Source organism: Flintibacter muris, assembly GCF_943192995.1.
In the GTDB taxonomy this organism is placed as follows: Bacteria; Bacillota; Clostridia; order Oscillospirales; family Oscillospiraceae; genus Lawsonibacter; species Lawsonibacter muris.
On the sequence record NZ_CALPCP010000005.1, the window covers coordinates 122,522 to 148,338 of the forward strand.

General features: G+C 59.1%; 25 protein-coding genes and 1 tRNA gene. 5 read left to right on the plus strand and 21 right to left on the minus strand.

Annotation, left to right across the window (positions count from 1 at the left end):
- Window positions 1-84 precede the first annotated feature (84 nt).
- On the minus strand, window positions 85-1,602 hold the full coding sequence (locus tag NFS22_RS06900; protein ID WP_251316980.1) for a DUF3794 and LysM peptidoglycan-binding domain-containing protein: 1,518 nt from the start codon (window positions 1,600-1,602) through the stop codon (window positions 85-87).
- A gap of 68 nt (window positions 1,603-1,670) precedes the next feature.
- Between NFS22_RS06900 and NFS22_RS06905 the strand changes: the two genes are divergently transcribed.
- Complete coding sequence (locus NFS22_RS06905; RefSeq protein ID WP_251316981.1) at window positions 1,671-2,360, plus strand: hypothetical protein; 690 nt, start codon at window positions 1,671-1,673, stop codon at window positions 2,358-2,360.
- A 64-nt stretch (window positions 2,361-2,424) separates the two neighbouring features.
- Here the strand turns inward: NFS22_RS06905 and NFS22_RS06910 are convergent, their stop codons facing one another.
- The 6 genes from NFS22_RS06910 to NFS22_RS06935 all read right to left on the minus strand — a co-directional run bounded on the left by NFS22_RS06910 (window position 2,425) and on the right by NFS22_RS06935 (window position 5,836).
- On the minus strand, window positions 2,425-3,345 hold the full coding sequence (locus NFS22_RS06910) for a hypothetical protein (protein WP_251316982.1): 921 nt from the start codon (window positions 3,343-3,345) through the stop codon (window positions 2,425-2,427).
- Window positions 3,342-3,821, minus strand: a complete 480-nt coding sequence (locus NFS22_RS06915) for an RNA polymerase sigma factor (RefSeq protein ID WP_251316983.1) — start codon at window positions 3,819-3,821, stop codon at window positions 3,342-3,344. The genes NFS22_RS06910 and NFS22_RS06915 overlap by 4 nt, the downstream gene beginning before the upstream one ends.
- 653 nt (window positions 3,822-4,474) lie before the next feature.
- Complete coding sequence (locus NFS22_RS06920; protein WP_251316984.1) at window positions 4,475-4,636, minus strand: hypothetical protein; 162 nt, start codon at window positions 4,634-4,636, stop codon at window positions 4,475-4,477.
- Window positions 4,637-4,668: 32 nt separating this feature from the next.
- Window positions 4,669-5,163 (minus strand): recombinase family protein, encoded by a 495-nt coding sequence (locus tag NFS22_RS06925; protein WP_251316985.1) that lies wholly within the window; start codon window positions 5,161-5,163, stop codon window positions 4,669-4,671.
- Window positions 5,164-5,280: 117 nt separating this feature from the next.
- Window positions 5,281-5,365 (minus strand) — tRNA-Leu (locus NFS22_RS06930).
- A gap of 60 nt (window positions 5,366-5,425) precedes the next feature.
- Window positions 5,426-5,836 carry a DUF3842 family protein gene (locus NFS22_RS06935; RefSeq protein WP_251316986.1) on the minus strand — a complete coding sequence of 137 codons (411 nt, stop codon included), beginning with the start codon at window positions 5,834-5,836 and terminating at the stop codon, window positions 5,426-5,428.
- Window positions 5,837-5,904: 68 nt separating this feature from the next.
- On the opposite strand from NFS22_RS06935, the gene NFS22_RS06940 reads away from it, so the two are divergent.
- Window positions 5,905-6,144, plus strand: coding sequence for a hypothetical protein (locus NFS22_RS06940; RefSeq protein WP_251316987.1), 240 nt, complete (start codon window positions 5,905-5,907; stop codon window positions 6,142-6,144).
- On the opposite strand, the gene NFS22_RS06945 is transcribed toward NFS22_RS06940, so the two are convergent.
- From NFS22_RS06945 to NFS22_RS06970, 6 genes are all read right to left on the minus strand, one after another.
- Window positions 6,122-6,970 (minus strand): patatin-like phospholipase family protein, encoded by an 849-nt coding sequence (locus tag NFS22_RS06945; protein WP_251316988.1) that lies wholly within the window; start codon window positions 6,968-6,970, stop codon window positions 6,122-6,124. The genes NFS22_RS06940 and NFS22_RS06945 overlap by 23 nt on opposite strands.
- A gap of 569 nt (window positions 6,971-7,539) precedes the next feature.
- Complete coding sequence (locus NFS22_RS06950) at window positions 7,540-8,064, minus strand: hypothetical protein (protein ID WP_251316989.1); 525 nt, start codon at window positions 8,062-8,064, stop codon at window positions 7,540-7,542.
- Between the two features lie 4 nt (window positions 8,065-8,068).
- Window positions 8,069-8,566 carry a pantetheine-phosphate adenylyltransferase gene (coaD, locus tag NFS22_RS06955; protein ID WP_251316990.1) on the minus strand — a complete coding sequence of 166 codons (498 nt, stop codon included), beginning with the start codon at window positions 8,564-8,566 and terminating at the stop codon, window positions 8,069-8,071.
- Entirely contained in the window at window positions 8,563-9,120 is a 558-nt protein-coding gene (rsmD, locus tag NFS22_RS06960) for a 16S rRNA (guanine(966)-N(2))-methyltransferase RsmD (protein ID WP_251316991.1), read from the minus strand. Before rsmD ends, coaD begins: the two co-directional genes overlap by 4 nt.
- Window positions 9,121-9,290: 170 nt before the next feature.
- Window positions 9,291-11,111, minus strand: coding sequence for an excinuclease ABC subunit UvrC (gene uvrC, locus NFS22_RS06965; protein WP_251316992.1), 1,821 nt, complete (start codon window positions 11,109-11,111; stop codon window positions 9,291-9,293).
- Between the two features lie 70 nt (window positions 11,112-11,181).
- Window positions 11,182-11,445, minus strand: coding sequence for an HPr family phosphocarrier protein (locus NFS22_RS06970; protein ID WP_023347782.1), 264 nt, complete (start codon window positions 11,443-11,445; stop codon window positions 11,182-11,184).
- Window positions 11,446-11,862: 417 nt separating this feature from the next.
- Here NFS22_RS06970 and NFS22_RS06975 point away from each other — a divergent pair, with 417 nt between their 5' ends.
- Window positions 11,863-12,339, plus strand: coding sequence for an RNA polymerase sigma factor (locus tag NFS22_RS06975; RefSeq protein WP_251316993.1), 477 nt, complete (start codon window positions 11,863-11,865; stop codon window positions 12,337-12,339).
- A complete protein-coding gene (locus NFS22_RS06980; protein WP_251316994.1) occupies window positions 12,336-13,766 on the plus strand; it encodes a hypothetical protein in 1,431 nt (476 codons plus the stop codon). Before NFS22_RS06975 ends, NFS22_RS06980 begins: the two co-directional genes overlap by 4 nt.
- Window positions 13,767-13,794: 28 nt before the next feature.
- Here NFS22_RS06980 and NFS22_RS06985 read toward each other — a convergent pair whose 3' ends face one another.
- Complete coding sequence (locus NFS22_RS06985) at window positions 13,795-16,161, minus strand: endonuclease MutS2 (RefSeq protein ID WP_251316995.1); 2,367 nt, start codon at window positions 16,159-16,161, stop codon at window positions 13,795-13,797.
- Between the two features lie 194 nt (window positions 16,162-16,355).
- Window positions 16,356-16,802, minus strand: coding sequence for a MerR family transcriptional regulator (locus tag NFS22_RS06990; RefSeq protein WP_251316996.1), 447 nt, complete (start codon window positions 16,800-16,802; stop codon window positions 16,356-16,358).
- A 118-nt stretch (window positions 16,803-16,920) separates the two neighbouring features.
- On the opposite strand from NFS22_RS06990, the gene NFS22_RS06995 reads away from it, so the two are divergent.
- Complete coding sequence (locus tag NFS22_RS06995) at window positions 16,921-18,060, plus strand: aldo/keto reductase (RefSeq protein ID WP_251316997.1); 1,140 nt, start codon at window positions 16,921-16,923, stop codon at window positions 18,058-18,060.
- A gap of 109 nt (window positions 18,061-18,169) precedes the next feature.
- Here NFS22_RS06995 and NFS22_RS07000 read toward each other — a convergent pair whose 3' ends face one another.
- The 6 genes from NFS22_RS07000 to atpD all read right to left on the minus strand — a co-directional run bounded on the left by NFS22_RS07000 (window position 18,170) and on the right by atpD (window position 25,808).
- Window positions 18,170-19,273: an ROK family protein gene (locus NFS22_RS07000; protein ID WP_251316998.1), complete on the minus strand. Its 1,104-nt coding sequence runs from the start codon at window positions 19,271-19,273 to the stop codon at window positions 18,170-18,172.
- 5 nt (window positions 19,274-19,278) lie between these two features.
- Window positions 19,279-20,631 (minus strand): RNA polymerase factor sigma-54, encoded by a 1,353-nt coding sequence (rpoN, locus tag NFS22_RS07005; RefSeq protein WP_251316999.1) that lies wholly within the window; start codon window positions 20,629-20,631, stop codon window positions 19,279-19,281.
- 70 nt (window positions 20,632-20,701) lie between these two features.
- Window positions 20,702-23,035, minus strand: coding sequence for a clostripain-related cysteine peptidase (locus tag NFS22_RS07010; RefSeq protein WP_251317000.1), 2,334 nt, complete (start codon window positions 23,033-23,035; stop codon window positions 20,702-20,704).
- Between the two features lie 113 nt (window positions 23,036-23,148).
- Window positions 23,149-23,976, minus strand: a complete 828-nt coding sequence (locus tag NFS22_RS07015) for a DUF2971 domain-containing protein (RefSeq protein WP_251317001.1) — start codon at window positions 23,974-23,976, stop codon at window positions 23,149-23,151.
- Window positions 23,977-23,991: 15 nt separating this feature from the next.
- Window positions 23,992-24,405 carry an ATP synthase F1 subunit epsilon gene (gene atpC, locus NFS22_RS07020; protein ID WP_251317002.1) on the minus strand — a complete coding sequence of 138 codons (414 nt, stop codon included), beginning with the start codon at window positions 24,403-24,405 and terminating at the stop codon, window positions 23,992-23,994.
- Window positions 24,405-25,808 carry a F0F1 ATP synthase subunit beta gene (gene atpD / locus NFS22_RS07025; protein WP_251317027.1) on the minus strand — a complete coding sequence of 468 codons (1,404 nt, stop codon included), beginning with the start codon at window positions 25,806-25,808 and terminating at the stop codon, window positions 24,405-24,407. Before atpD ends, atpC begins: the two co-directional genes overlap by 1 nt.
- Window positions 25,809-25,817: the final 9 nt, after the last annotated feature.

Sequence of the window (25,817 nt, forward strand, 5' to 3'; positions counted from 1 at the left end):
AACATTCGTGCTTATTCTAACACAAAAGTTTCCGTCTGTAAAGCGTAAAAATGAGGCAGGCCTATCCAGGCCTGCCTTTGGATTTCATCTTGTGCTGGGAATCAGGAGCATCCGGCCCATGGGCAGGATGTCCTCCTCCAGCTCGTTGGCCTGGAGGATCTGCTCCATAGTGGTGCCGTGGGCTTTGGCGATATCCCACAGTTCCTCGCCGGGGGCGGGCATCCGCAGGACTACGGAGGGCCGCTGACCCTCTCCGGCATTCCTGAGCTCTCCCAGCTGAGCGTTGGTCACCGCCGGTACAGCGGCGGTCTCGGTGGTCAGGCAGTGGAATTCCACGGTAAAGCGCACCTCCACCCCGCCGGCGGCGGGGGCGGCAAAGACCTCTCCGGGACAGGCGCAGCAGCAGGAGCACCTGGCTCCCTCAGGGCACTCCAGACGGCAAACCACCGGCAGAGACCGGCGGACGCATTGAACCAGCTCATTTTCGTCCAGATAGAGCACAGTGACGCAGGCCTCCACAGTAAGTACCAGTTCCTTCCCCTCCCGGCTCTGGCGCACCTGGCCCAGGACCAATCGGGCGTCCACAATGGAGCGAACCATCTCTCCCGTCTCCAGCAGCTCCCTGACGGCCTGGGGCCGCACTGACTGCTCCGTCAGGCGGCACAGCGGCTGGTTCTCCCGCTCCACCTCCATCAGATTGCTGGTGCTGTACAAATCCTGGAGAAGGGTCAACGGACGGCGGCAGTATACCTGCGCCTGGGCCAGCAGCTCCAGAGTGACCTCCAGCTCACGGCCGTCTCCCGGCAGTTGGTCGCACTGGAGGGAGGCCACCTCCACTTCCACCTGGCAGTCCCCCTCCTCCCCTGCGCCGGCCACCTCGATAATCTGGGAGAAGGGCATGGACTCGTGGGCAGCGGACAGCGTGCCTCCCGCCTCCTGCAGAAGGAAGTAGAGCTCCACCATCCCCTTAAAAATAAGTTTGGAGCCGATAAGCTTGCTCTCAGTACACACCGGCTGGGCCCGGACTGCCAGCAGCACGGGGGACTCCCCCGTCCCCTGAAGGCGCACCTGGTCAGAGAAGGTAAAAGGTTTTTCCTGTACAGCACACAGCTGGTAGTGTTCCCCTTGGAACTGGCGCTGACACAGCCCCTCCTCCTCGGCGCCGGTCACACCGACGCAAATGGGCCGCTCCATCGGCTGACAGGCAGTGATGTCCACAGCCAGGTCCACCCGCAGCAGCACCTTTCGGGGATTCAGGGCCCTGGCCTCGGCACTGCGCAGCCGGGGACTGGCCAAAACTGTCCCCCGCTCAGTGAGACCAGGGGCCTCCGCCTGACAGGTGAAGGGCAGGCCCACCTCCATCCGCCGCAGTCCGCCGCCCCCCTCGGGCTGGTACAGGATGGAGGCCCGCACCATACCGGTGACCTGAGCCACCCCCTCCCGGGCCTGCTTGCCGCTGATGGTAGCCTGCCCGCAGACGTCCACAATGCGCAGGATATCAGGACAGGCGTCCGGGACTATGCTCTCCAGGGTCTCCTCCTGGCACAGGGTGACCTCTGCCACTGTGTCGTAATTGATGATGGTATCACGTTCAAATTCCATGGTGTCCTCTCCCTTGTCATAATGTCAGCCTGGCTTTGTTGACACTATATGTTCGGGAGTTCGTAAGTATGACAGCTTATTTGACCTTAAAAATCCTGCGCAGCAGCCCCCGCAGGCACCGGGGGGAACGTACCACCACGATACCCATGAAAACGCCTCCCCTCCCTGTAGAATTTGCCGTTGACGGCTGTTTCATCCTATGTAGCTCTTGGGAAAGTGTTCCTTGCAAAATGGGAGAAATCTGTTATACTAAGAACAGTAAACAAGCAGAGGGGGATATCAGTATGACGGATCAGGAATTGTTGCAGGCAATCCGAACAATTACACGAGAAGAACTCCAAGAATCCGAGAAACGCATGAAAGGCGAAATTCAGGAATCTGAGAAACGCATGAAAGGCGAAATCCAGGAATCTGAGAAACGCATGAAAGGCGAAATCCAGGAATCTGAGAAATGTATGAGAGGCGAAATTCAGGAATCTGAGAAACGCATGAGAGGCGAAATCCAGGAATCTGAGAAACGTATGAGAGGCGAAATCCAGGAATCTGAGAAACGTATGAGAGGCGAGATTCAGGAATCTCAAAAACAGATTTCGAAGGATGTAGCGATCCTTATGGACGCTGAATTTAGCCCGAAATTTAATCTCTTGGCAGAAGAACTTAGCATCATAAGGGAAAAGGTGGAAAATCTGGAAAAGAAGGTTGACGGCTTAGAGGACAAGGTGCTGGAACACGATTTCAGACTCAAAATTATCAAATAAGCATGAAAAAGCCGCCCAGATGGGCGGCTTTTTCATGTTATGATGCACTGTACTCCATTCCCTTTCAGGACTGGCTCCCGCTGCTGTCCTTTTCGCCGGGCAGAATCTCGACATGCAAACCGTCCTTTGTCTCAGTCTCGATCATCTGGACATCATGGGTCTTCCCGTCATCCGGCTGGACGGTGGTGAACCACTCCCGGTCAAAGCCGCTCTCGTCCATAAACCGCTCCACGGCGGCGGGGTCGGCCTTGCCGGCATCCAGGGGCAGAGTGAACAGGGCATGGGGGCCCTCAAAGCCATTTACAAAGGAAATCGTTCCGTCCTCCGCCATGGTAAAGGTGTCCCTGTCAGGTGCGGTGCCCTGATAGAAGGCCAGGTATACTGTGTGGTCCGCGAACACCTCCACGCTCCGGGTGTCCAGCAAGTAGTAGAGCACCCCGTCCTGTTCCAGGAGGGAGACGCCGGCACCCAGGGTCCAGTTGTTCACCGACCAGGGGGTGAAATCGGCCACCAGCGGCGTGAAGGTGTAGTCTGTGAGCGGGAAATCCTCCCTGTTCAGCGGGGTCCCGTCCAGGCTCTCCAAAATCATCACCGCGTAGGTGCGGGCCTGATCCGCCTGGCTGGTCCAGCTGGACAGGTTCTCCCCTGACACCAGCCCCGCCAGGGTGACGCAGAAGTTCTCCGTCTGTACCGACTGGTCCAGCCGGATGGCGTCCTCGCTCTCAAAAGCCTGGGCCAGCATGGGGTCCCTGTGCTGCTCCGCCACTTGGGCGGGACTGAGCCAGCGGGAGGCGGCGTAGGCGGAAACGGTAAACAGGGCCACCGCGGCGGCGATGGCAACGGCTCTGACAAGACCTCTCTTTTTCATAACAATACACTCCTTTTTTAATTGTGCCTGTTGGCGTACCAGCGCCTCCGTCCGCTTCTGGAAATCGGCGGAAAAAGGAAGGGTGTCCACAGCGCGGTGGTAATCGTCTCGGTTCATTCGATCTCCTCCTTCAGCAGTTCCCGCAGCCGGTCCCGGCCGCGGGCCAGCCGGGTGCCCACCGTTGCGGCGGGCAGGCCCAGCAGCTTCCCAATCTCCTTGATGGAATATCCCTCGTAGTAGTACAGGTGGATCACCGCTCCATACTTTTCCGGGAGGCTCTGTACCGCCTGGAGCAGGGCTGTCTCCGGTTCAGGGGCGGCCTGCTGGGCCGCCTCCTCCAGGGGAAGATTCCCCCGTTCTCTGCGGCGGCGGATGTCGCTGGCTCGGTGAAGGGTGGCGCGGATCAGCCACGCTTTCTCATGTCCGGCGTCCCGGAATGAGACGGGAGCGGTCAGCAGCCGCAGGAACACCTCCTGCACCGCGTCCTCCGCGTCACTGACGGAGGGCAGACGGGTGCAGGCCAGGCGCAGCAGCATATCGCTGTACTCCCGCACAAGGCGGCATATGGTCTCTTCGGTACCGGTCGGGACCATGGTCCTCAACTCCCTTCACCCTTAACACGAAACACAGGAGGGAAATTTTTCATCCCGGTCAAATTTTTTACTGGAAATGGTTGATTATCTCAAAAAAACCTTGATTTACGGGCATACAAGCAGGATTTTAAGCTGAATTTACTACCAATTTACTACTTTTGAGGAAAAGAGCCTTGCTATATGCGGCTTTGCGGGCGCGTTTCTGCCGGGGACAGGGATTTATACTTCACTGCCAATGTGAACAGGGGGAACGAAAAAAGCCGTCCATTGGTCTGCCTGAAAATTGGCAGGCTGTGGATGGCCTTTTTGCTTTTTGAACGCTGGAGAGTTCGAGTCATGCATATTCCCAAAAACCCCCAAATCCGGCGGATTTGCATCTCCGGCTCGTTATTTTTATTTTACGCTTCCTTATTTTGTAAATAACCTCATATTGTTCTGAACTTTCGCCGTTTTCTGCTTTTGGTCGCAAAAATCCCGCACCGAAGTGCGGGGTTTTTGCCTGCATCCTTTTTGTCAATGCAAGTTGGAGTAAGGGGGCAAAATCGATTTTTCGTTGAATCCTTTGCGGCACAATGATTCAGGAAGAAAGGCTGATGCCGGAGAGGGAAAAGCAATCACTTTGTTGTCTGCCGGTATTGACTTTTATCAGTCCTTTATGGATCTATTTTGCGTGCCTGATGGATTGTTTCAAACAGCTCCCTGCTGGTCTGCTCCTCCAACTCTGTACTGACCCGGCAGTAAGCAGCTACACGAAGATGACGCAGTTCCATTGGACGATGGCCTTGCGCAGGAAGAATTTCAGTCACCTTTCGCATTCGCACGACCTCCCGCAGTTTTCTTCATTATATCAAAGCGAGAGCTTCATGGCAATGTGATTTTGCGGCTCTTTGGAGCGGCTGAGTTTCTCCTGCTGTACCGCCATAAACATCTCGTCAGAAATAATGGCCTCATGGGAGCCGGTGTAGAGATACCGTTCCATGAGGCCATTGTTTTCGATCTGGACAGCGCCGGTGCTGAGCGTTTTCTGGAGCAGCACCCGTCCGGTGTATTTTTCATTGGAGAGCAGTTTGTCAATTGCCTCCCGATTCCATTTGGGCCTGCCGGTGGGGGAGGGAAGGCCCTGCCTTTCCAGACCCGCAGCAATTTTCCCAAGGCTGTCACCAGCAAGATACCGTTCAAATATCCAGCACACTACCTGAGCCTCGTCAGGATTTACTGTCAGTTCACCGTCAGGGCCAACTTCATACCCATAGCATTTGCGGCGAGCCATCTTAGAACTGCCGTCCTGAAACCCCTTCCGGAGACCGTTCTTAATTGCTTCACTTTTTTGAATCACATTCATTAAAATTTCCTCCTATAAACAAGAATACCGCAGTGAAATCACTGCGGCGCAACGAGTTTTTGCATTCTGTATATAAAAATTGACAGACCAACCCCTTGGCGGTCTGTCAACTTATCATGGTACGGGTAGTGGGGGTCGAACCCACACGAATTGCTTCACAGGAACCTAAATCCTGCGCGTCTGCCAATTCCGCCATACCCGCGCGGTAAAATGTATCATACAGGAGCGGAGCTCAAAAGTCAATGAGGCTGAAGGAAAAATCTTATTTTTTCAGCTCCGCCGCCAAGGAGTCCACCGCCTTAGACACATAGGCGGGCAGGGGCAGTTCCTCCACACCGGCCACCAGAACGCCGCAGCTGTTCATGGGGACCAAAAACTTTTTGGCCTGGCAGCTGCCCACCGCCTCCGCCATAGCGGGGGTGACCTCGCCCAGGATGGCGTTGGCCACCAGGATACCCACCGGACCCAGAACCCCGTCAGCGTCCATCACATTGCGGACCACCGGGTTTTCCCCTGTGGCGCCGAAGCTGGCCCCAGACTTGAGCATGGCGGCAGTGGCCGCGGTATTGGTACCGATGGCATAGATCTGGGCCTGGGGCAGGCGGGCTCTGGCCGCCTCCACCAGCAGACAGCCCAGGCGGCCGCCCTGACCGTCGATGACTACAATTTTCACAGGCAAAACTCCTTTTTTCCGCACCCGCCGGGCGCTGTCCGGCATAGGATAGTCCGGGGGTGGTCATTTTGTCTTCCTTGTATAACGCCAACAGTGGACAGCTGCTCACCATGGCGGTGGCCTTTTCTGCCGCGCTGGCCCAGGGGCAGAGTCAGGCTCAGCTGGCCAAGCTGGGGGCTTTTTTTACCATTGTGGGGGATACGCTGGCGCTGTATGCCCTGGAGCCCACCAGACAGGGGGGAAAGACGTCCCGGCAGGATGAGGAGGCGGCTGTTACCTCCGCCATCAGCCTTGGAGAAAATCTCTGATCTCCTCCATGCGGTCCGTGGCCGACTGGTAGCCTGCCGCCCACAGCAGGCGCAGCTTTTCAGTGTCCCGCTCTGTCCGGGCTACGCCCAAGGTGGACTTTGGGGCAATCACCAGCAGCCGGCCCTCCCGCTCCGCTTGGAACAGCTGCTCCCTGTTTTGGTTATAGACCTCCGCCCGGCGCTCCATAACCTCCAGAAAGGCGGGGTAGCCCTTGTACCGCCTCCGGATCAGCTTCATAACCCGGTCGGGCTTGCGGCGGTAGGTCCTGGGTCTGGTGAGGACCACAATCACCCGCTGGCATTTGTCCAGTGCCCGCTGCCAGGGGATGGCGTCGGCAATACCGCCGTCCAGATAGGGCTGGCCGTCGATTTCAAAGACGGGGAACAGCAGCGGCATGGCACAGCTGGCCTGGAGAACCAGAGATTCCTTGTCCCGCCGGGGGACGGGCAGATAGTCCGCCTTGCCGGTGTTCAGATTGGTGACCACTGCTTCCACCTGGCCGGGATAGGCCGCAAAGGTATCGTAGTCGAAGGGAACCAGCTGGTTGGGAATGGTGTCATAGGCGAATTTCAGGCCAAAATAACTGCGGTTGCTTTTATCGGTCAGGTTGCGCCAGCCCATGTAGCGCCGGTCGGGAGCAAAGCGGGTGACCACCTGAAGATTGCGCCGGGGCTGCCTGGATACATAGCTCACCCCGTAGGCGATGCCCGCCGACACCCCAATCACATAGTCCGTCATCACGCCGCCGTCCAGCAGGCCGTCGCACACGCCGCTGGAAAAAATTGCTCGGAGAGCGCCGCCCTCCAGAACCAATCCTGTTTTCATAAAAACCTCCCACACCCCTCATTGGGCGTTTTTTCTTATTATACCCCTTTCCCGAACATTTTGCAAATTGTTGAGAAGGACAAGACACAGAAATCGTGCAGAGCGCGACGACCCCGGCGCCGAATCTGACAAGCCGGTCACCGAAAGGAGCTGGATAGACCTCACACTTTTCCCCTTCAAGGTAATCTGCAAGCTGTCGAAATATTTCTATACGTTCGTTTTCGTCCCATGTCAGAACATCAGCGAAGGTATACCGCTTGTTCTCTGCTGGTAATGCCACCCACATTTCGATGAGAGCTTCCTCCACGCTCCCGCGTTTTCCATTTTTTGTATCATGCATCCATTATAGCACCTTTACCCCTGTTGGTACAGCTTCTTATAGCAAACTTCAAAATTGCTGACACCGAAGCTGCAGGGGCGGCCTGTGGCCGCCCCTGCATGTAGCAGCAAATCTGATGGTTGCTATAATCGCCTTCTTCGCACTTCGTGCGATGAAGGCGACGAAATTTTTACTAAAAACGGCCTATCGCGGGAGGGCAGTCCCACGATAGGCCGTTTAATTAGGATGGTTAGCTTCTGTCTGCGTCAAACACGGGGCGGCCCTGAGACTGTCCGCCGGGGTTATTGTTGATGGTGGCCGCAGCGGCCGCTCTAAACCGGGAGCGGGACTGCTTGATCTCGTCAAAAGCCTCGGCCACCGCCTCCTCGGTACGGCGCAGGGCATCCTCGCAGTACTCATTGGCGGAACGCTTCAGCGCCCGGCTGCGCTCCTCCGCCTGGCGGATCATGTCGTTAGCCCGCTGCTTAGCCTGGAGGGCCACGGTGTCAGCGGCCAGCATCTGCTTGGCCCGCTCCTCGGCGGAGCGGACGATAGACTCCGCCTTCCGCTTGGCGTCCGCCTCCATCTCGGCCCGGCGGGCCATCATCTTCCGGGCCTCGGTCAGCTCCATGGGGAACTGGCTGCGGATATCGTCAATCAGATCCAGGGCCCGATCCCGTTCAATGATACACTTGTCGCTGGACAGAGGCGCGTTTTTCGCCTCGTCGATCATCTCAAACAGCATATCCAACAGTTCTTCCACACCGCTTGCCATCTGTTCAGCCTTCCTTTCCTTCCATCTCTCTCATGCGCCGGTTCACATCATCCACAATCTCCCGGGGGACAAGGCCGGTCAGGTCTGTCCCATACCGGGCCATCTCCTTGACAATGGTGGAGCTGAGATAGGTATACTTTTCACTGGACGCCAAAAACATGGTCTCCAGTTTGGGATTCAGGTGCCGGTTGATTACCGCCATCTGAACCTCCTGCTCAAAGTCGGACACAGCCCTCAGGCCCTTCACAACCACCTTGGCCCGCCGCCGCTTGGCATAGGCGGCCAGCAGCTCATTGGAGAAGTCCACCTCTACGTTGGGAAACCGGGCGGTGGATTTGCGAAGAAGCTCCACCCGCTCCTCCGGGGTAAACATGCCTGTCTTTTTGGAGTTTACCATAACACATACGATAAGACCGTCGAAACAGGCGGCCGCCCGCTTGATGATGTTCAGGTGCCCTAACGTCACCGGGTCAAAGCTGCCCGGATAGATGGCTGTGCTCATCGGCTCACGCTCCCGGCCCGGCGGCAGACGGTCAGCTTAATCTGTCCATACCGGTATTCCCGCCCCGCCTCATAGGGGGGCGTCAGTGTGGGGACAGACCAGTCTGTCCCACTTTCACACACTATTATACCATGTTCCCGCAAAATGTCAAACCTTGTCAAAGATTCCAGCGATTTTTCCAATAAACCGCTGGCATAAGGCGGATCCAGAAAGACTATGTCAAATTTCTCCCGGCAAAGGGACAGAAAGGACAACGACTCCTCCTGGGCCACCCGGGCGCGGTCCTCAAAGCGGCACAGCCGGATGTTTTCCCGCACCAGGGCAGCAGCCTCCCGGCGCTGGTCCACAAAGGTGCAGTGCTCCGCCCCGCGGGACAGGGCCTCCAGCCCCAGCTGTCCGGTACCGGCGAAAAGGTCCAGCACCCGCCGGCCCTCCAGCTCAAACTGGATGATGTTGAACAGCCCCTCCTTCACCTTATCGGTGGTGGGCCGGGTGTCCATGCCCTTGGGTTCCTTTAATTTGCGGCCCCGGGCGGAGCCGGTAATAATGCGCATATTGATCTTCCTTTCTCCAAAGGCCCCCTTCGCAAAGGGGGCTGTCAGCCGCAGGCTGACTGGGGGTTTTCTGCTTAAAACAGCTGCATTTCAGTAGGGAAAACCCTCCGTCATGGCTCCGCCATGCCACCTTCCTTTGCGAAAGGAGGCTTTTGGCACATTCCGGAACTCTATTCTTCACTATGAAAGTAATCATACACCGCCTGGGCGGTATTTTTGGGGACAACCTCCTGGAGCTGCTCCAGGGAGGCCCCTTTGACTGCCTTGATGGTTTTGAACTGCTTCAAAAGCTGCTGGCGGCGCTTCTCCCCCACCCCGGGTATTTTGTCCAGAACGGAGGTTTTTACGTGTCCCGCCTGTAGCTGGCGGTGATATTCGATGGCAAAGCGGTGAGTCTCCTCCTGGATCTGGCCAATGAGGGCAAAAACCGCCGGGATGGACTGGATGCCGATCTCCCGTCCGTCGGGGTGGACCAGGGCCCGGGTGCGGTGGCGGTCGTCCTTCACCATGCCGTAGGCGGGGATGGACAGATTCAGGGTTTCCAGCACCCGGGCGGCCACCTTCACATGCTCGTGGCCGCCGTCGATCAGGAGCAGGTCGGGCTTGTCCGAAAATTTCTCGTCCCCGTCCAACAAGCGGCGGAACCGGCGGGTGAGCACCTGCTCCATAGAGGCGTAGTCGTCGGGGCTGTCCATGTCCTTGAGCTTAAAACGGCGGTAGTCCCGTTTCAGGGGCCTTCCGTCCACATAGACCACCATGGAGGCCACAATGTCGCTGGCTCCGGTGTTGGAGATGTCGTAGGATTCCATCCGCCGGGGGGGCGTCTCCAGGCTGAGCATCTTCCCCAAAGCCTCCAGCAGCTTGTTGCGCCGCTCCTCGTGGGTGGTGGCCCGCTCCACCTCTTCCCGGGCGTTCTGGTTGGCCAGTTTAATCAGGTCCATCTTGGCCCCCCGCTGAGGGGTGACCAGTTCCACCCGATAGCCCACCTGTTCCGACAGCATCCGGGTGAGAGGCACCTGGTCAGGCAGCTCACAGGGAATCAAAATCTGCTTGGGCAGGCGGGTACGGCCCACATAGTACTCCCGCATCAGGGAGGACAGCACCGCCCCCTCCTCCTCTTCCATAGGGGTCTCCAGCAGGTCGAAGTCCTTGGCGGCCAGCTCGCCGTCCACAAAGTGGAGGACCACAAAGCAGCTTTTGGCCGTCCCCCGGAAAAAGCCGGCCACATCAGTGTCCGCCAAAGAGGCGGCGATCACCTTTTGACGCTTGCCCAGCAGCTCAATGGCACGCAGCCGGTCCCGAAGCTGGGCAGCCTGCTCAAAGCGCAGCTCCTCTGCCGCCCGCTCCATCTCCTGAGTCAGGTCCCGCTGTACATCCTTGAACCGGCCCTCCAGCAGAGATACCGCCTGGGCAACGGCCTGGTCATGCTGCTCTTTCAGCTCGTCCCCCCGGCAATAACCGTCGCACTTTCCCATGTGGTAGTTAAGACAGGGCCGCTCCTTGCCGATATCTCTGGGGAACTTTTTATTGCAGGAGGGCAGCCGCAGAGCAGTGCGCAGGGCGTCGATAATGCCTTGGGTGCTGTGTCGGCTGGCGTAGGGGCCAAAGTAGCGGGCGCCGTCCTCCGCCGCTTTGGAGGCCAGAGAGAATTTGGGATACGCCTCTTTGGACAGCCGGATATAGGGATAGCCCTTGCTGTCCTTGAGAAGAATATTGTACCGGGGCTGGTGCCGCTTGATGAGGGAGCACTCCAGCACCAGGGCCTCAAACTCACTGTCGGCAATAATGACGTCAAAGTGGTCAATCTGAGACACCATAGCCCGGGTCTTCTCCGTGTGGCCGGCGGAGTCCTGAAAGTACTGGCTCACCCGGTTTTTCAGCGCCTTGGCCTTGCCCACATAGATGACGGTGCTCTGGACGTCCTGCATGATATAGACCCCCGGCTTCAGCGGCAGACTGTGGGCCTTCTCTTTTAATTCGTCAAAGGTCATGGCGTCCTCCCTTGGGAACATCAAAAAAGGCGCCGCAGCGCGGCGCCTTTTAGGATGATTTTTGCGGTGCTTACTCGGAGAAATCGGAAGAGATCATCTTGTACAGAGCCTCGACCGCTTCCTTCTCGTCGGGACCATCAGCGATCAGCTTGATAGGAGTGCCCTTCACGATGCCAAGAGACAGAACGCCCAGCAGACTCTTCGCGTTGACCTTGCGCTCCTCCTTCTCCACCCAGATGGAGCTCTTGAACTCGTTGGCCTTCTGGATGAAAAATGTAGCGGGTCTGGCATGGAGACCGACCTGGTTGTTTACGACGGCTTCCTGACTATACATATCACGTACCTCCGCCCTATTCATTAGGATGTGTGCTTAGCATAGCAGATTTATCCCCATTTCGTCAATGGACATTTGCACAAATATTACCGTGATTTCTTCCCGCTTTTACGGGATAAATTATCATTTTTATTCCCATTTTTCTGCTCAGAATCCAAAAACTGCCTTTTTTCAAGTTTTTCAATCTTTTTTTGGAACAAATCCACATTTGTCACAAATATAAATTTTTATGAAGCTTTTTACCCCTTTTTCCCCGAGGTAAGAACAACAAACCGTCATTTTTTCCAATATAATCCAATTCCCCAGTCCTTTTACTTCCATACTATGCGGATATAGAATGAATAGCATAAAAATCTTTCCCATAAATGTGACCTTTTTCCTTCCGCAACCGTTTTACCTGTGAAAGGAGGTCAAGTGATGAATCAAGCAATCAGCGCCTGTCAATTTGAGGCGGACTATGACGCTTACAGCGGTGCGGTCTACCGTCTGGCCATGGTCTACCTGGGCCGTCAAGCCGATGCGGAGGATGTGACCCAGGAGGTCTTTCTCCGTCTGCTGCACCGGGCCCCCGCCTTTGCGGACCAAGACCACGAAAAGCGGTGGCTCCTTCAAGTAACCGCCAACCTGTGCAGGGACCAGCTCCGGGGGTTCTGGCGCAAGCGGGTGACTGAGCTGGAGGACTCCATTCCAGCCGCTCCCCCGGAGGAACTGGAGGCCCTTGACGCAGTATTTCGCCTGCCGGAAAAATACAAGCTGCCCATCCATCTCCATTACTACGAGGGCTATTCAGTGGCCGAGATGGCCGAAATTTTAAAGCTGGGGCAATCGGCGGTGAAAATGCGGCTGAAACGGGGCCGGGAGCTGCTGAAAATCGAATTGGAGGGATCAATTTGAACATCAACGACTACCGCCGGGGGATGGACAGACTCGTCCCTGACACAGATTTAAAGGAGCGCATTATGAATCAAAAAAATTCCAAAAAGAAGTATCTCCCGGTCCGCCGGGTGGTCAATGGCCTGCTGGCGGCGGCGCTGGCGGCGGCCTGCCTGTTTACCGTGGCGCTGGCGGCCAGTCCGGAGCTGCGCACGGCGGTGCTGTCCTTCTTCCGCATGGAGGAGCACGAACAGGTGCCCAGCTCCAGCGTCAGCCCGGAGGGCCCCGACATCAGCAACGCGGAGATCGGGGAGCTGGTCAAGGCCCAGTACATCCGTCTGGACAGCCGCCGGTACGGCTTCTCCAACGGCCTGCTCACCGGCCTGACCTGGGACGAGGACTGGAAAACCCTCCTGGACGCAAGGTTCTGGGAGCCCCGGGACGGGGAGCTGATCCCGGTGGAGGTGGACATGCACACCGCCCAAGTGGATGTCACCTTCCGGGATATCCGCTACCAGGGGGAGTTCTGGTGGTTTATCTACGACGGGAGGCTGGACTTCTTTACCGGCGACAACCGCGCCTGGGACGAGGAGGGTGAGCACGCATGGGACTGGAACTTCTCCCTCATCCCCGGCCGCACCGACGCACTTCTGCTCCGCCTGTCCACAGGGACACAGATGGATTATACCGAGTACCCCTTCCTCTACCATCTGGACACCGGCGAGGCGGAGGACATCCTGGCGGGCACCGGAGTGGACAAGCTGGAGTACGCCTACGGATGGGATTGGTCGGAGAACATGCGCCGAGCCATCATTCTGTGCGACAACCGGCTGGGGATGTCCCAGACCTGGTTCTGCGACCTGGACGCTAAAACCCTGGTCCAGGTGGATGAGTTGGCGGACATCGAGATTTACACCGCCGCCTTCGCAGACAATGACACCCTGATCCTCCACAGCAGCACCATAGACGAGAGTGGAGTGGCACAGGATGTTGCCTGTTATTCCTATGATATTCCAACTGGCCGTATAATTCAAACGCTGGGTCGGACCCCCTACTATCGCAGCTGGGAGGAGGGCTCCAGCGGCGTGGAGATGTCAGGAAGTCGCTGTGTACTGATCTCTGAAGACGGGCAGGCCCGGGCAGTGGACCTGAAGACCGGAGCGCAGACCCTTCTGGAGGGTCTGACCTTCCATCAAAATGACAACCTCCAGTTCAACCTCTCCGGAAACAGGCTGCTGTACTTTTCCATGGATTCCAAAACGGACGGCCTGGGTATCTCCCAGATTGGAGTGGCCGACCTGGAAAAGGGGGTTTTCTTCGCCTTCGACCGGGAGGGCTATGAAAATCTCTATGAGGGCGGCATCGGCTGGGATGACGACAACACGGTGAGCATCCGTGCCAGCACTTTGGACAATCAGACACAGTATTTGCTTTTGTATCAGTTTTAATGAAAAAAGCGGCCAAACGGCCGCTTTTTTATTTCAGCTCCGCCACGGTAACGCCGTCTTCCCCCTCGCCGTAGCGGCCGGGGCGGAAAGACTTGATATAGCGGCTGCGTTTCAGATAGGTCCGCACGGCGGAACGCACCGCGCCGGTGCCTTTGCCGTGGACAATGGTGACCGTCTCCAGCTTGCCCATCATGGCGGTGTCCAGAAAGCGCTCCAGTACAATAAGGGCCTCGTCGGTCATCATGCCCCGCAAATCCACCTGGGAGGGGACGGCGGCAGTACGCAGGGTGTGCTCCGCCCGGGCGATAATCCGGCGGGTCTCCTTCTGGGACTGGGTCTCCCCCTCCACCACCCGGACCTCCTCCTGCTTGGCGGAAATCTTTAAAATGCCCGCCTGCAGCTGGAGGGTGCCGTCCTTGCTCACCGACAGCACGGTGGCCTTTGTCCCCATGGACAGCAGCTCCACTGTGTCCCCCTTCTCCGCCGGACGGGTGGGGGGAGGCGGCTCCACCTCCGGGGCTCCGCCGCCGATATTCCGTTCCGCCTCGTTCAGCAGGCGGCGGGCCTCCGCCCGGCCGTCGTTCACCTGCTGCCAGTCCAGATCCTGGCGCTTTTTCAGCTCCTTCAGTTCTGAGATGGCCAGATCGCTGGCCGCCCGGGCCTCCTCAATGATGGTGCGCGCTTCCGCGTTGGCCTTCTCCACCACCTTGGCCCGCTCCGCCTCCAGCTTTTCCCGGTACTCCCGGGCCTTCTCCGCCGACTGCTCCATGTCCAGCTTGAGGCGGCGGGCCTCTTCACGTTCCCGCTCCATCTCCTGGCGCTGCTGGTCCAGACGGGTGAGCACGTCCTCAAAGCGGACATTCTCTGCATCCAGCCGGGCGGCGGCTTTCTCAATGATATACTCAGGCAGGCCCAGCCGCCGGGAGATGGCAAAGGCGTTGGACTTGCCGGGAATGCCCAGCACCAGCCGGTAGGTTGGGGCCAGTGTCTCCACGTTGAACTCGCAGGAGGCGTTTTCCACCCCTGGGGTGGTCATAGCGTACACCTTTAACTCAGCGTAGTGGGTGGTGGCCGCCACCTGGGCTCCCATCCCCCGGGCGGACTCAATGATGGCCGCCGCCAAAGCGGCCCCCTCCACCGGGTCGGTACCTGCCCCCAGCTCATCAAAGAGGATGAGAGTGTCATCATCCGCCTCCCCCAGTATGCCCACAATGTTGGTCATATGGGAGGAGAAGGTGGACAGGGACTGGGCAATGGACTGCTCATCACCGATATCGGCCAGCACCCGGGAAAAGACCCGGATGGTGGAGTCGTCTTTAGCCGGGATGTGCAGGCCGCACTGGGCCATGAGGGTGATGAGGCCCAGGGTCTTCAGGGTGACCGTCTTGCCGCCGGTGTTGGGGCCGGTGATAACCAGGGTATCAAACCGCTCCCCCAGCTCCAGGTCGTTGGGGACGGCCTTCTTCTGGTCCAGCAGGGGGTGGCGCGCCCCCCGCAGGTGCAAATACTTGTCAGACAGTTTCGGCTCGGTACACTCCAGCTTCAAAGACAGCTTGGCCCGGGCAAAGATGGCGTCCAGCCAGATGAGAAGCTGGTAGTCCTCGGAAATGTCCTCTTTATGGGCGGCGCACTGGGCGGACATCTCAGCCAAGATCCGCTCAATCTCCTTCTTCTCCTTGGCCAGCAGCTCCCGCAGCTCGTTGTTGGCCTTCACCACCCCCATGGGCTCAATAAAGAAGGTGGAGCCGGAGGAGGACACGTCGTGGACCAGGCCGGGAATGGCGTTTTTGTGCTCCGACTTCACCGGCACCACATACCGGTCGGAGCGGATAGTGATAATACTCTCCTGCAGGTATTTGGACTGGTTGGAGGAGATCAGTTTTTGCAAAATGTCCCGCACCTTGGACTCAGTGGCCCGCATGTGGCGGCGGATGGAGGCCAGCTCCGGGCTGGCGGAGTCGGCCAGTTCGTCCTCCCCCACAATGGAATTGGTGATGGTATCCTCTAAAAAGCGGTTTGTGGTGAGGGCCCGGAATAGATGGGAGATGGGGGTCTTCTCCTCCCCTGCCCCGTAGTCAGAGGCGGTGCGGGCCGCCCGGAGAACGGCGGCGATCTCCAATAACTCCCGGGTGTTCAGGCTGCCCCCCATGTCCGCCCGCTGGAGGCTGGCGGCCACCGGCTTGATGCCCGCAAAACCCGGGGTCCCCCGAAGGACCAGCAGCTTGACGGCGGCGGTGGTCTCCGCCTGGGCCCGCTTTACGTCGTCTATATCGTCCATGGGCCGCAGCTCCAGCGCCCGCTCCCGGCCCTCGTCGGTAACGGCACACCCGGACAGCAGCTCCAGCACGCGGGGCAGCTCCAGTGTGGCCATGGATTTTTCAAATAATTCGCTCATATGATTCTCCTTTAAGATTGCTCTCTCGTCCCCCGCAGGGAAAGGCCCTTTTTGAAAGGGGCTCCGCCCGAAGGGCGGTGGGGATTGTATTTTGCAAAGCAAAATGTACGAAGTAAATCAGGTCTTGCAAACTTGCGTTTGCTCCGCACATTTCGCCTGCGGCGAAATACAGTCCTCTGCCCCAGTGCGCACCCCTATTCCCTCTGCCACTCCTCTTTCAGCGCCCGAAACTGTTCCGGGACCTGGTCCGGGGACAGACTGTCGTGGACAGCACAGCTGCCAGCCTGCTGGGCGGTCTGGTAGTACCAGCGCTTGTAGTCCAGCATGAGAAGGGTGTCCTCCAGCTGCTTCTGCTGGTCCAGCACCGACTGGCGCTGCTTTTCGATCAGGTCCAGCCGCTGGCTGATGGTAGCGTCCCCCTGGCGGGACCAGTCCATAAAGCTCCGGATCTCCTTCAGCGGCATCCCAGCCTTTTTCAGGCAGCCCAGCAACCGCAGCCACTCCATGTCCTCCTCCTTGAACATGCGGATGCCCCCGCTGGACCGCTCCACAAAGGGGAGCAGGCCCTCTTTGTCGTAGTACCGCAGAGTGGACGGGGCCACGTTCAGCTTCTGGGCCATCTCGCCAATGGTATAAAACATATAAATTCCCCCAAAAAGGCCTTGACATAAAGTTCACTTTAAGTTGTATAATCTTTCCATACTTACAGCACTATTATAGCGCCCTGAACTTCATTCGTCAATGGAAAGGAAGATTTTCATGATTTACAAGCAGTTTCAAGACCTGAAACTCTCCGCTCTGGGCTTTGGCTGTATGCGCCTGCCCACTGTGGACGGGAACGACGCCAAGCCCAACGAGGAGGAGGCCGCCAAGTTGGTAGCCAAGGCCATGGAGGCGGGGGTCAACTACTACGACACCGCCTGGGGCTACCACGCCGGCAGCTCCGAGCTGGTCACGGGCCGGATTTTGAAGCAGTACCCCCGGGACAGCTTCTTCCTGGCTGACAAGTTCCCCGGCTACGACCTGTCCAACATGGACAAGGTGGAGGAAATCTTTGACAAGCAGCTGGAGAAGTGCCAGGTGGACTACTTCGACTTCTACCTCTTCCACAACGTCTGCGAGATGAACATCGACGCCTATCTGGACCCCAAGTACCACATCTATGAATCACTGATGGCCCGGAAAAAGGCGGGGCAGATTAAGCACCTGGGCTTCTCCGCCCACGGCGACCTGGACACCATGAGGCGTTTTCTGGAGGCCTACGGCAAGGACATGGAGTTCTGCCAGATCCAGCTCAACTGGCTGGACTGGGACTTCCAGAACGCCAGAGGCAAGACGGAGCTGCTGGACGCGTGGGGCATCCCCGTCTGGGTAATGGAACCCCTCCGGGGCGGCAAGCTGGCAAAGCTGTCCGATGAGTACGCCGCCAAACTTCAAGAGCTGCGTCCCAACGAAAACATTCCCGCCTGGGCCTTCCGGTTTATCCAGTCTCTGGACCTGCCCCCCGTTACCGTCACTCTGTCCGGTATGTCCACCATGGAACAGGTGGAGGATAACCTGAATACCTTCGCAGAGAAAAAGCCCTTGAATCCCCAGGAGCTGAAAACCTTGCTGGACATTGCCGACAGCATGACCGGGCGGACCAGCGTCCCCTGCACCGCCTGCCGCTACTGCACCACCCACTGCCCCCAGGGGCTGGACATCCCCCAGCTGCTGGAGCTGTACAACGAACACTCCTTCACTGGCGGCGGCTTTATCGCCCCCATGCGCGTCGCCCAGTTGCCCGATGAGAAGAAGCCCTCCGCCTGCGTGGGCTGCCGCAGTTGCGAGGCCGTCTGTCCCCAGCAGATTAAAATTTCTGAGGCCCTGGCCGACTTCTCCGCCAAGTTGGGCGGATAATCCAACCGCAGAGAGAACCGCAAAAAAGCCTCCCTCAGAGAGGGAGGCCAAAAGGCAAGCAGGAGTTTTTGATACACAGCTCGGATACAGACGTATCCGGGCTTTTTTGTCAGTATGTCAAAAGAAAATCGTCGATAAACCGCAGGGCCGTGCCGGTACAGGCGCTTCGGGAGCCGAAGTGGTCCAGATACAGGAAGAAGTCCTCGCCGCTGAACAGGGTCTTCTCCCCCACCTCCCACCGCAGTTCAGGCAGAAGTTCCTCCAGATAGGGGGATAGGGCGCCGCCCAGAATAATATCGCAGTCAAAGCAGGTGCGCAGGCTGACCAGAGCGTCTACAAGGTGGCCCTGATACTCCTTCCAAACGGCGGCCGCCTGTTCGTCTCCCCCGTAGAGGCGGTCAAAAAACTCCTCAAGGGTGAGGCCCAGGTCGTCACTGAGCCGGGAGGTGGAGCAGTAGGCCTCCACACAGCCTTTCCGTCCGCACAGGCAGGGGCGGCCGTTGGGGACAAGGCGCATGTGGCCAAACTCCCCTCCCCGGCCATGGTCCCCCATGTAGTGCTCATTTCCCAGCAGAATGGCGCCTCCCACCCCCCTGTCCAGGGACAGATAGACCGCGTTGGTCTGCACGCCGTTGGCCCACCGCTCCGCGTATCCGCTGGCGTTCGGGGTGTTTTCGATAAAGACGGGGTAGCGGGAAAAATGACAGTAGATTTCCTCCAGAAGGACATCCTGCAGCTCCAGCGTGGGAGAGATCACCAGTTTGCCCTCTGTCTGGTCCATAATGGCCGGCATGGCAATTCCAAGGCCCAGCAGCCGGTCCCGGTCCAGGCCGCAGTCGTCCAAAAACTCCTCCAGGCACTGGGCAATCATCTCGTAGTAGGCAGGGGTGTGGGAAAAAGGGACAGGCAGCTCCCGGCTGCCCAGTTCTGTCCCCCGCATATCAATGGCCACCAGCTGCGCGCGGTCATCCAGCATACACAGCCCCGCCGCCACCCGTCCCCGGGGCTCCAGGACATACGCGCCGGTATCGTCTTGCACCACCATACCATCCGCCGCCAAGCCGGCCAGACTGTCAGCTACATCAACCGGCGCAAAGGACAGCCCCTCTGCAATCTCCATAGCTGTCATCGGCTGGGGACTGTCGTAAATATACCGGTAAATCTGCCGGCGGCCGGTCTGCCGCCGGACAGAATCGCTTATAATAGGCTCCACAGCCATCAGCCTCCCTTTTTTCTCCCTGAGGCGCTGGGAATACCCAGCTCCTCCCGGTATTTGGTTACCGTCCGCCGGGAGATGGGACAGCCCTCCCGGGCCATCTCCTCAGACAACTGCTGGTCGGACAGGGGTTTGCCCTTGTCCTCGCCGTCGATCAGCCGCAGCAGCAGCTTGCGGGCGGCGGTGCCGCTCAGACCCTCCCCCACCCCGGCGTTACGGCTGAAAAACCAGCTCAGCGGGTAGAGCCCCTGGGGGCACTGCAAATACTTCTCCCGCACAGCCCGGCTCACGGTGGAGTCGTGCAGGCCCAGCTCCTGGGCCACCTCCCCCATCCGCAGGGGACGCAGCGCCTCCGGACCGGAACGGAAAAACTCGCCCTGCCGCTCCACCACCACCTGGGCACACCGCAGCAGGGTGCTTCCCCGCTGCTCCGCCGCCCACAACACGTTTTCCGCCTGGCGCAACTTTTCCAAAAGGTACTCCCGCACCTCTTTGTCTTCCGTCTGCTCCAGCAGCTTCTGGTAGTAGCGGCTCACCTGGAAGGGCGGGCGCTCTCCCCGGGCGGATCTCACCGTCAGGCCCCCCTCCCGCTCTTCCACCACCAGGTCGGGCTGGGTGTAGCAGACCTGCTCTGTCCGCTGGAACACAGAACCGGGCCGGGGGTCCAGCTCCCGGATGGTCCTCCTCGCCTGCTCCACCTGGGCCGTGGTAATGTTCAGCTTGGCCGCGATAGCCCGGTCGTGGCGCTTGGCCAGGGCCTCCAGATGGTCCCGGACAATGGCCAGGGCGGGCCCGGTCTCCCCAATCCGCTCCAGCTGGAGGGCAAGGCACTCCCACAGCTCCGCCGCTCCCACGCCTGCGGGCTCCAGAGTTTTCAGCAGGGCCAGCGCCTCCTCCAGTCTGGGCAGGGGGACCCCGCCATGGCTGGCCAGCTCCTCCAAAGGGGTGCGCAGATAACCGTCGTCATCCAGGCTGTAAATCAGATAGCGCACCAGGCGGGCGGTCTCCTCCTCCGGCCTGCGGCGGTCCAGCTGGCGGGACAGAAAGCTGACCAGAGTTTCCTCCAGCCCCCCGCTGGTGCCAATGCGGGCCAACGGGTCCAGCTCCTCATCGGTGAACTGCTGGTAGAACCAGTTCTGCCGGTCGTTGTCCTCCAGCCAGCGCAGGCGGCCCAGCAGCTCGCCCCGGTCCTCCGCCTGGGGCGGGACGGCGGCGTCCTCCAGCTCAACCAGGGGGTTCTCCTGGGCCAGCTCCCGGACATAGGCCTCCAGCTCCAAGGTGCTCAGCCGCAGCAGCTCTACGCTGTACAGCTGCCGCTGGCTCAATTTTTGTGTCTGTGTCTGCTGCAGCTCCATAGGCGCCGACCTCCCTGTTATTCTCTGTCTTTAGTTTAGGACGGGAGTGAAAAAATGTCAAGAAAATCGTTCAGGAAATGGCCGCAGTCCAAAACTGGTTGTTGTACAGGTCAGTAAAGCGGTAGCTGGCCCTGACCTTCCCCTCCAGGGGAACATTGGAGATGGTCAGCCCCTCCCCATCAACCGTTACCGGCTCGCCCAGGAGGTAGCTGTCCAGATAGTGGAAGTCCTCCGGCGGCCCCGCGTTTTCGCCGTAGCCGTAGTAGTCGCACACAAACTCCAGCACATCCCCCTCCTGAAGGGCAATGTCACTCTTGGCCACCGTCTCGGTTTCGCCGTCGGGGTACACTGCCCGGACGCCGGCTACATAGCCGTAGGGCTGGTCGTTGTCAAAGGTGAGCAGCAGCTCGGAGCGCTGGCCGTTGTGGAGCACCGGCACGTAGCCGGTGATGGTGTAGTGTTCACCGTCGTCCACGGTTCCGGTGTGGTAGTAGGCCACAGGCTGGCCGTTGATGGCAAGCCAGGTGTTGTCATACGCCCCAAGCAGATCGCCATTGTCGTTGAAGTCAAAGACGTTATCCAGGCCCAGGTCGATATAGCCCCCGCCGTCGTCAACAAATACATTCAGGTCCAGGTCCTGCACCAGGGACCACTGCTCCTCGCTGAGACGAAGGACCGGGGTGCCGTCCTCCTGATACTCAGACCACCTCAGATCCTCCCCTATCAGGTGGTGGTCCGAAATATACTGTGCTGTCTGCTCCAGGTCCAGAGAGCGGTCACTGAACAGGCCATCCCTCATGGCCATCTGTAAAAAGCCGGCAATATCTTCCAGGCTAACGTTGCTGCCCAGCATCCCCTCCAGAGCACTCATAGAATTCGATCCGCCGCTGCTGTGCTGGCCGGCGGTTTTCATGTCGGAGAACTGCTGGATACAGCGGATATAGTCGCTGTCCATCCCCACCGCCTGGTAGGACTTTACCGCGTTGTTCACTGCGGAGCTGTTATTTCGATAGGGGAAGTAGATGGACACGCCATAGGCGTTGGTCATATTGGAGGAAGTGCGGTTATACTTCACCGCCCCCAGCAGAGTATCGGCCAGGGCGTTGGCCTCCTGGCTGCCCAGGTTTTTAGCCAGGTGGACCAGGTCCACGTGGTCGATCTTGCTGGACTGGGCAAACTCCCGGGTGCTGCTCCGGGCGTTGGACACCGTTTGATACTCCTTGTTGACAATCAGCTTGCTGGCTGCCTTGGAAAAATCGTTCAGCTTATCCGGAAGGGTGGCTTCCAGCTCGGCCAGATCGATTACCGACAGAGTGGTCAGCTGGCCAGGGCACTTCTGGGCGCAGACGTCTACAAAGTCGTCGGCAATCTTGTTTCCCACCTCAATGGTGGGCATGGAGGGATTTTTGCCAAACTCCGTCAGCCAGTTGGTGTAGTACCAGCCTACGCCGGGCTCGGTCTCCTCCGAGGCAATGAGATAGTCAGCGTGCCTGGCCAGCATCAGAGCGTTCTCCGCCGTGGCCATGAGACAGGCATCAAAGCCAATAAAATCGAAGGTCACACCGGCGCGGGTCAGGGCCTGGTCAATGGCTGCCAGACCCATGGAGCCGCTCTGGGCAAACTTCTCGTCATAGCCGTAGCCGCTGATGGAACCGCCGCCGTGGTCCCACAAAATCAGCTCATACCGGCTGGCCGGGTAATTTTTGGCGCAGTACTGAATAAAGCCGGTGAGGACCTCCGGGTCAGTCATGGGAACGGCCCCCAGATCCTTCTCCAGACAGAGCAGACCGCCGTTTTTAATCTGCCAGATCTGGTTGGTGGTACTGCTCACCTGGTTGTTCTTCCAACCCTTGCAGCCTCCGGTATAGACCAGCAGATTGACACTGCTGTCAAATTCTGCGGCCAGCATTTCCTGCAAGTCGGAGGTGCCCATCCCCGCCCGGGATTCCAGGTCGGTGCCGCACATGTAGACCATAATGGTGGCGGTATCTTTTCCGTCCCCCAGCAGCGTTACCCGCTTGGACCGGGCGGCTGGGTCCACGGTGGCGTCCAGCTTGCCGGTATTGGCCTCGCCCTGCCAGCCGCTGGAGACGCTCCCGCCTCCAAGACTGCTTATCAGCGAACTGACATTCAGGCCGCCTGTGCCGCTCTGGGACTGTCCGGTCTGTCCTCCCAGCATGGCCATCAGTCCGCCGCTACCGCCGCCCAGAAACAAAATGGCCAGCAGGATAATCATTTTGAAGCCGCCCGCCGACCGGGTGCCTGAGGAGCGGGTGCCGGCGCTCTCTCCCCCGCTCTGCTTTCTGGGGGCACCCACCGGGCCGGTTCCCAGGCCCTCTCCCCGCTTATTTACCGTTTTCGCCGGACCGGTGACGTTCTTCTCCCGGCTCCTGGGTCTGTCCATATACGGTTCACTTCCTTTTTTGCCACAAAAATTTAAATTATTATACCTGGAAAAGGGAAAAAAAGCAATCCGCATCAGACACAAAAAAGCTCCCCGCAACGGGGAGCTTTTCTTCAAATCGATACCCGCAGCGGGCAGTCTGACAAAGACACCCGCCCGGCCAGCCGGTTCAGGCCGTGATCCCGCAGGTAGTCCTGAAAAATGGCCGCAGACTGGGTGGAGTCCGGCCCAATGATGAGCTCGGTAATCAGATCCTCCAGCCCGATCCCAACCCGTTGGCACATGGCGTTCAGGTCCAGGGGGTAATACTTCTTAATCCGCTCCTTGGACACATGGTAGCAGGGCTGCACATCCAACTCCTCCTTGCCGAAGGGGGAGACCACCAGCCGCATCTCGTATTCCGAGCGGAAGGAGGGGTGCTTGAAGGAGACAGAACAGGCCCAGGCGTCGTGCATAGCCCGCCGGATTTCCTCCCCGGACAGGTCCGCCCCCTGCTTGACCAGATTACAGAAGACCTCTACCATAGGGTGATCCGCCATGTCATTTTGGTAAAACACCATCTGAAGGGACAGGGCTCCCACCGCCATCTTTTCCAGGTGCTCCCGCTGAAAGGCGATACACACCCCCCGGCCCCGGTTTCCGTAGCGCTCCCACTGGGCAGCGTCGTCCCGGTGGAAGGAGAAACAGGCGGCAAAGGCGGAATACTCCTTTTCCAGCTCCTCCCGAAACAGGTTTTGAACCTGACCGGCCCGCTCCCTCTCGCCCTCACCCTCCAGCCGCTCCGTTACAGCGGTACACAGCCGGTTCATGAAGTGGCGCATTTCCGCCGAGTCGTTCATGCGCAGGACGTTGTTTACCCGCAGCTGGGCCTGGCGCAGGATGCCGTCCACAGCCTGAAAGTCGGTATAGTGGTAGAGAATGCTTCTGCCCTCCCGGTCCATAGGGCCTCCCTTCCGTTATCGTCCAATGCCCATGTTCTTCACCCGCAGGCGGTTCAGGGCGCGGGCCATGGTGGCCTGGGCGATCTGATGCTCCTGACGGCTCCGCTTTTGCAGCAGGACTTCTCTCGACTCGTCAATCTCACGCTGGGCCCGGACTGCGTCAATCTCCTCCGGGCGCTCCACAGAGTCCACCAGCACCAGCACGTCGTTGTGCTCCACCTTCACCATCCCAGGCGAAATGGCCGCCCGCCGGGGCTCCTCCCCGGGCACCTGGTAGCGCAGGGTGCCCGGCTGAACGGCAGCGATCATGCTGCTGTGGCGGGCCAGAATGCCCAGCTCCCCGTCGCTGGTGGGAACGGTCATGCTGACGCAGGGGCCCTCATAAAAGGTCTTGTCGGCGGCCAGGATGTGTACCTGAAAGGTTTCCATCAGGCCTCACCCGCTTCCAGCTTCTTGGCCTTGACGGGCACGTCCTTCCAGGTGCCTACATTGTAGAAGGCCGCCTCCGGATACTGGTCCAGACTTCCTGAAATAATGGCCTCAAAGCTGTCCAGGGTGTCCCGCAGGGGGACGTACACCCCGGGCAGGCCGGTAAACTTCTCCGCCACGTGGGTGGGCTGGGCCAGGAAGCGCTGGATGCGCCGGGCCCGGGCCACGGTATTCCGGTCCTCCTCGCTGAGCTCATCCATACCCAGGATGGCGATAATGTCCTGGAGCTCCCGGTACTTCTGCAAAATCTCCTGGACCTTCCGGGCAATGCGGTAGTGCTTCTCCCCCACAACGTCCGCCTCCAGAATGCGGGAGGTGGAGGCCAGGGGGTCCACCGCCGGGTAGATACCCTGCTCAGAGATACGGCGGCTGAGCACCGTGGTGGCGTCCAGATGGGCAAAGGTGGTGGCGGTGGCCGGGTCAGTCAGGTCGTCAGCGGGGACATACACCGCCTGGACGGAGGTGACAGAGCCCGCCTTGGTGGAGGCAATCCGCTCCTGGAGCTCACCCATCTCGTTGGCCAAGGTGGGCTGGTAGCCCACGGCGGAGGGCATCCGGCCCAACAGGGTGGACACCTCGCTGCCCGCCTGAACAAAGCGAAAGATGTTGTCGATAAACAGCAGCACGTCCTTCTGCTCCGCGTCCCGGAAGTGCTCCGCCATGGTCAGCCCGGACAGGGCCACCCGCATACGCACGCCGGGGGACTCGTTCATCTGGCCAAAAACCAGGGCGGTCTTGTCAGACACGCCGCTCTCCCGCATCTCCCGCCACAGGTCGTTGCCCTCACGGGAGCGCTCGCCCACGCCGGTAAAAATGGAGTAGCCGCCGTGCTCCATAGCCACGTTATGAATCAGCTCCTGAATGAGCACCGTCTTGCCCACGCCGGCGCCGCCGAACAGGCCGATTTTGCCCCCTCTGGGGTAGGGCTCCAGCAGGTCAATGACCTTGATCCCCGTCTCCAGAATTTCCACCGCCGGGCTCTGCTCCTCAAAGGAGGGGGGCTTGCGGTAGATGGACTTTACCGGGGTGTCCTCCGGAACGGGCCCTTCCCCATCGATAGGCTGGCCCAGCACATTAAACATCCGCCCCAGGGTGGCCTGGCCCACAGGCACCTGGATGGTATGGCCCGGAATGTCCACGGCCAATCCCCGCGCCAGCCCCTCACTGGGCGAAAGCATAATGCACCGCACGGTGTTGCGGCCCACATGCTGGGCCACCTCCATCACACGCACAGCTCCGTCGATCTCAACGGTGAGTTCCTCCTGCAGCTTGGGCAGGTCGCCCTCCACAATTTCCACGTCCACAACAGGGCCGGATATCTGGGCGATAATTCCTCTTTCCAATCGTTCCAA

What these genes read in the sequence shown, in the direction of transcription:
- NFS22_RS06900 (WP_251316980.1), bottom strand. Translation starts at nt 1,602, where the DNA reads ATGGAATTTGAACGTGATACCATCATCAATTACGACACAGTGGCAGAG.
- NFS22_RS06910 (WP_251316982.1), bottom strand. Translation starts at nt 3,345, where the DNA reads ATGAACCGAGACGATTACCACCGCGCTGTGGACACCCTTCCTTTTTCC.
- NFS22_RS06985 (WP_251316995.1), bottom strand. Translation starts at nt 16,161, where the DNA reads ATGAGCGAATTATTTGAAAAATCCATGGCCACACTGGAGCTGCCCCGC.
- NFS22_RS07010 (WP_251317000.1), bottom strand. Translation starts at nt 23,035, where the DNA reads ATGGACAGACCCAGGAGCCGGGAGAAGAACGTCACCGGTCCGGCGAAA.
- NFS22_RS06970 (WP_023347782.1), bottom strand. Translation starts at nt 11,445, where the DNA reads ATGTATAGTCAGGAAGCCGTCGTAAACAACCAGGTCGGTCTCCATGCC.
- coaD (WP_251316990.1), bottom strand. Translation starts at nt 8,566, where the DNA reads ATGAGCACAGCCATCTATCCGGGCAGCTTTGACCCGGTGACGTTAGGG.
- NFS22_RS06975 (WP_251316993.1), top strand. Translation starts at nt 11,863, where the DNA reads ATGAATCAAGCAATCAGCGCCTGTCAATTTGAGGCGGACTATGACGCT.
- NFS22_RS06945 (WP_251316988.1), bottom strand. Translation starts at nt 6,970, where the DNA reads ATGAAAACAGGATTGGTTCTGGAGGGCGGCGCTCTCCGAGCAATTTTT.
- NFS22_RS06950 (WP_251316989.1), bottom strand. Translation starts at nt 8,064, where the DNA reads ATGGCAAGCGGTGTGGAAGAACTGTTGGATATGCTGTTTGAGATGATC.
- NFS22_RS06925 (WP_251316985.1), bottom strand. Translation starts at nt 5,163, where the DNA reads ATGAATGTGATTCAAAAAAGTGAAGCAATTAAGAACGGTCTCCGGAAG.
- uvrC (WP_251316992.1), bottom strand. Translation starts at nt 11,111, where the DNA reads ATGACCTTTGACGAATTAAAAGAGAAGGCCCACAGTCTGCCGCTGAAG.
- NFS22_RS06905 (WP_251316981.1), top strand. Translation starts at nt 1,671, where the DNA reads ATGACAGCTTATTTGACCTTAAAAATCCTGCGCAGCAGCCCCCGCAGG.
- atpC (WP_251317002.1), bottom strand. Translation starts at nt 24,405, where the DNA reads ATGGAAACCTTTCAGGTACACATCCTGGCCGCCGACAAGACCTTTTAT.
- rpoN (WP_251316999.1), bottom strand. Translation starts at nt 20,631, where the DNA reads ATGGAGCTGCAGCAGACACAGACACAAAAATTGAGCCAGCGGCAGCTG.
- NFS22_RS06920 (WP_251316984.1), bottom strand. Translation starts at nt 4,636, where the DNA reads ATGCGAAAGGTGACTGAAATTCTTCCTGCGCAAGGCCATCGTCCAATG.
- NFS22_RS06990 (WP_251316996.1), bottom strand. Translation starts at nt 16,802, where the DNA reads ATGTTTTATACCATTGGCGAGATGGCCCAGAAGCTGAACGTGGCCCCG.
- NFS22_RS07015 (WP_251317001.1), bottom strand. Translation starts at nt 23,976, where the DNA reads ATGGACCGGGAGGGCAGAAGCATTCTCTACCACTATACCGACTTTCAG.
- NFS22_RS06915 (WP_251316983.1), bottom strand. Translation starts at nt 3,821, where the DNA reads ATGGTCCCGACCGGTACCGAAGAGACCATATGCCGCCTTGTGCGGGAG.
- rsmD (WP_251316991.1), bottom strand. Translation starts at nt 9,120, where the DNA reads ATGCGCATTATTACCGGCTCCGCCCGGGGCCGCAAATTAAAGGAACCC.
- NFS22_RS06995 (WP_251316997.1), top strand. Translation starts at nt 16,921, where the DNA reads ATGATTTACAAGCAGTTTCAAGACCTGAAACTCTCCGCTCTGGGCTTT.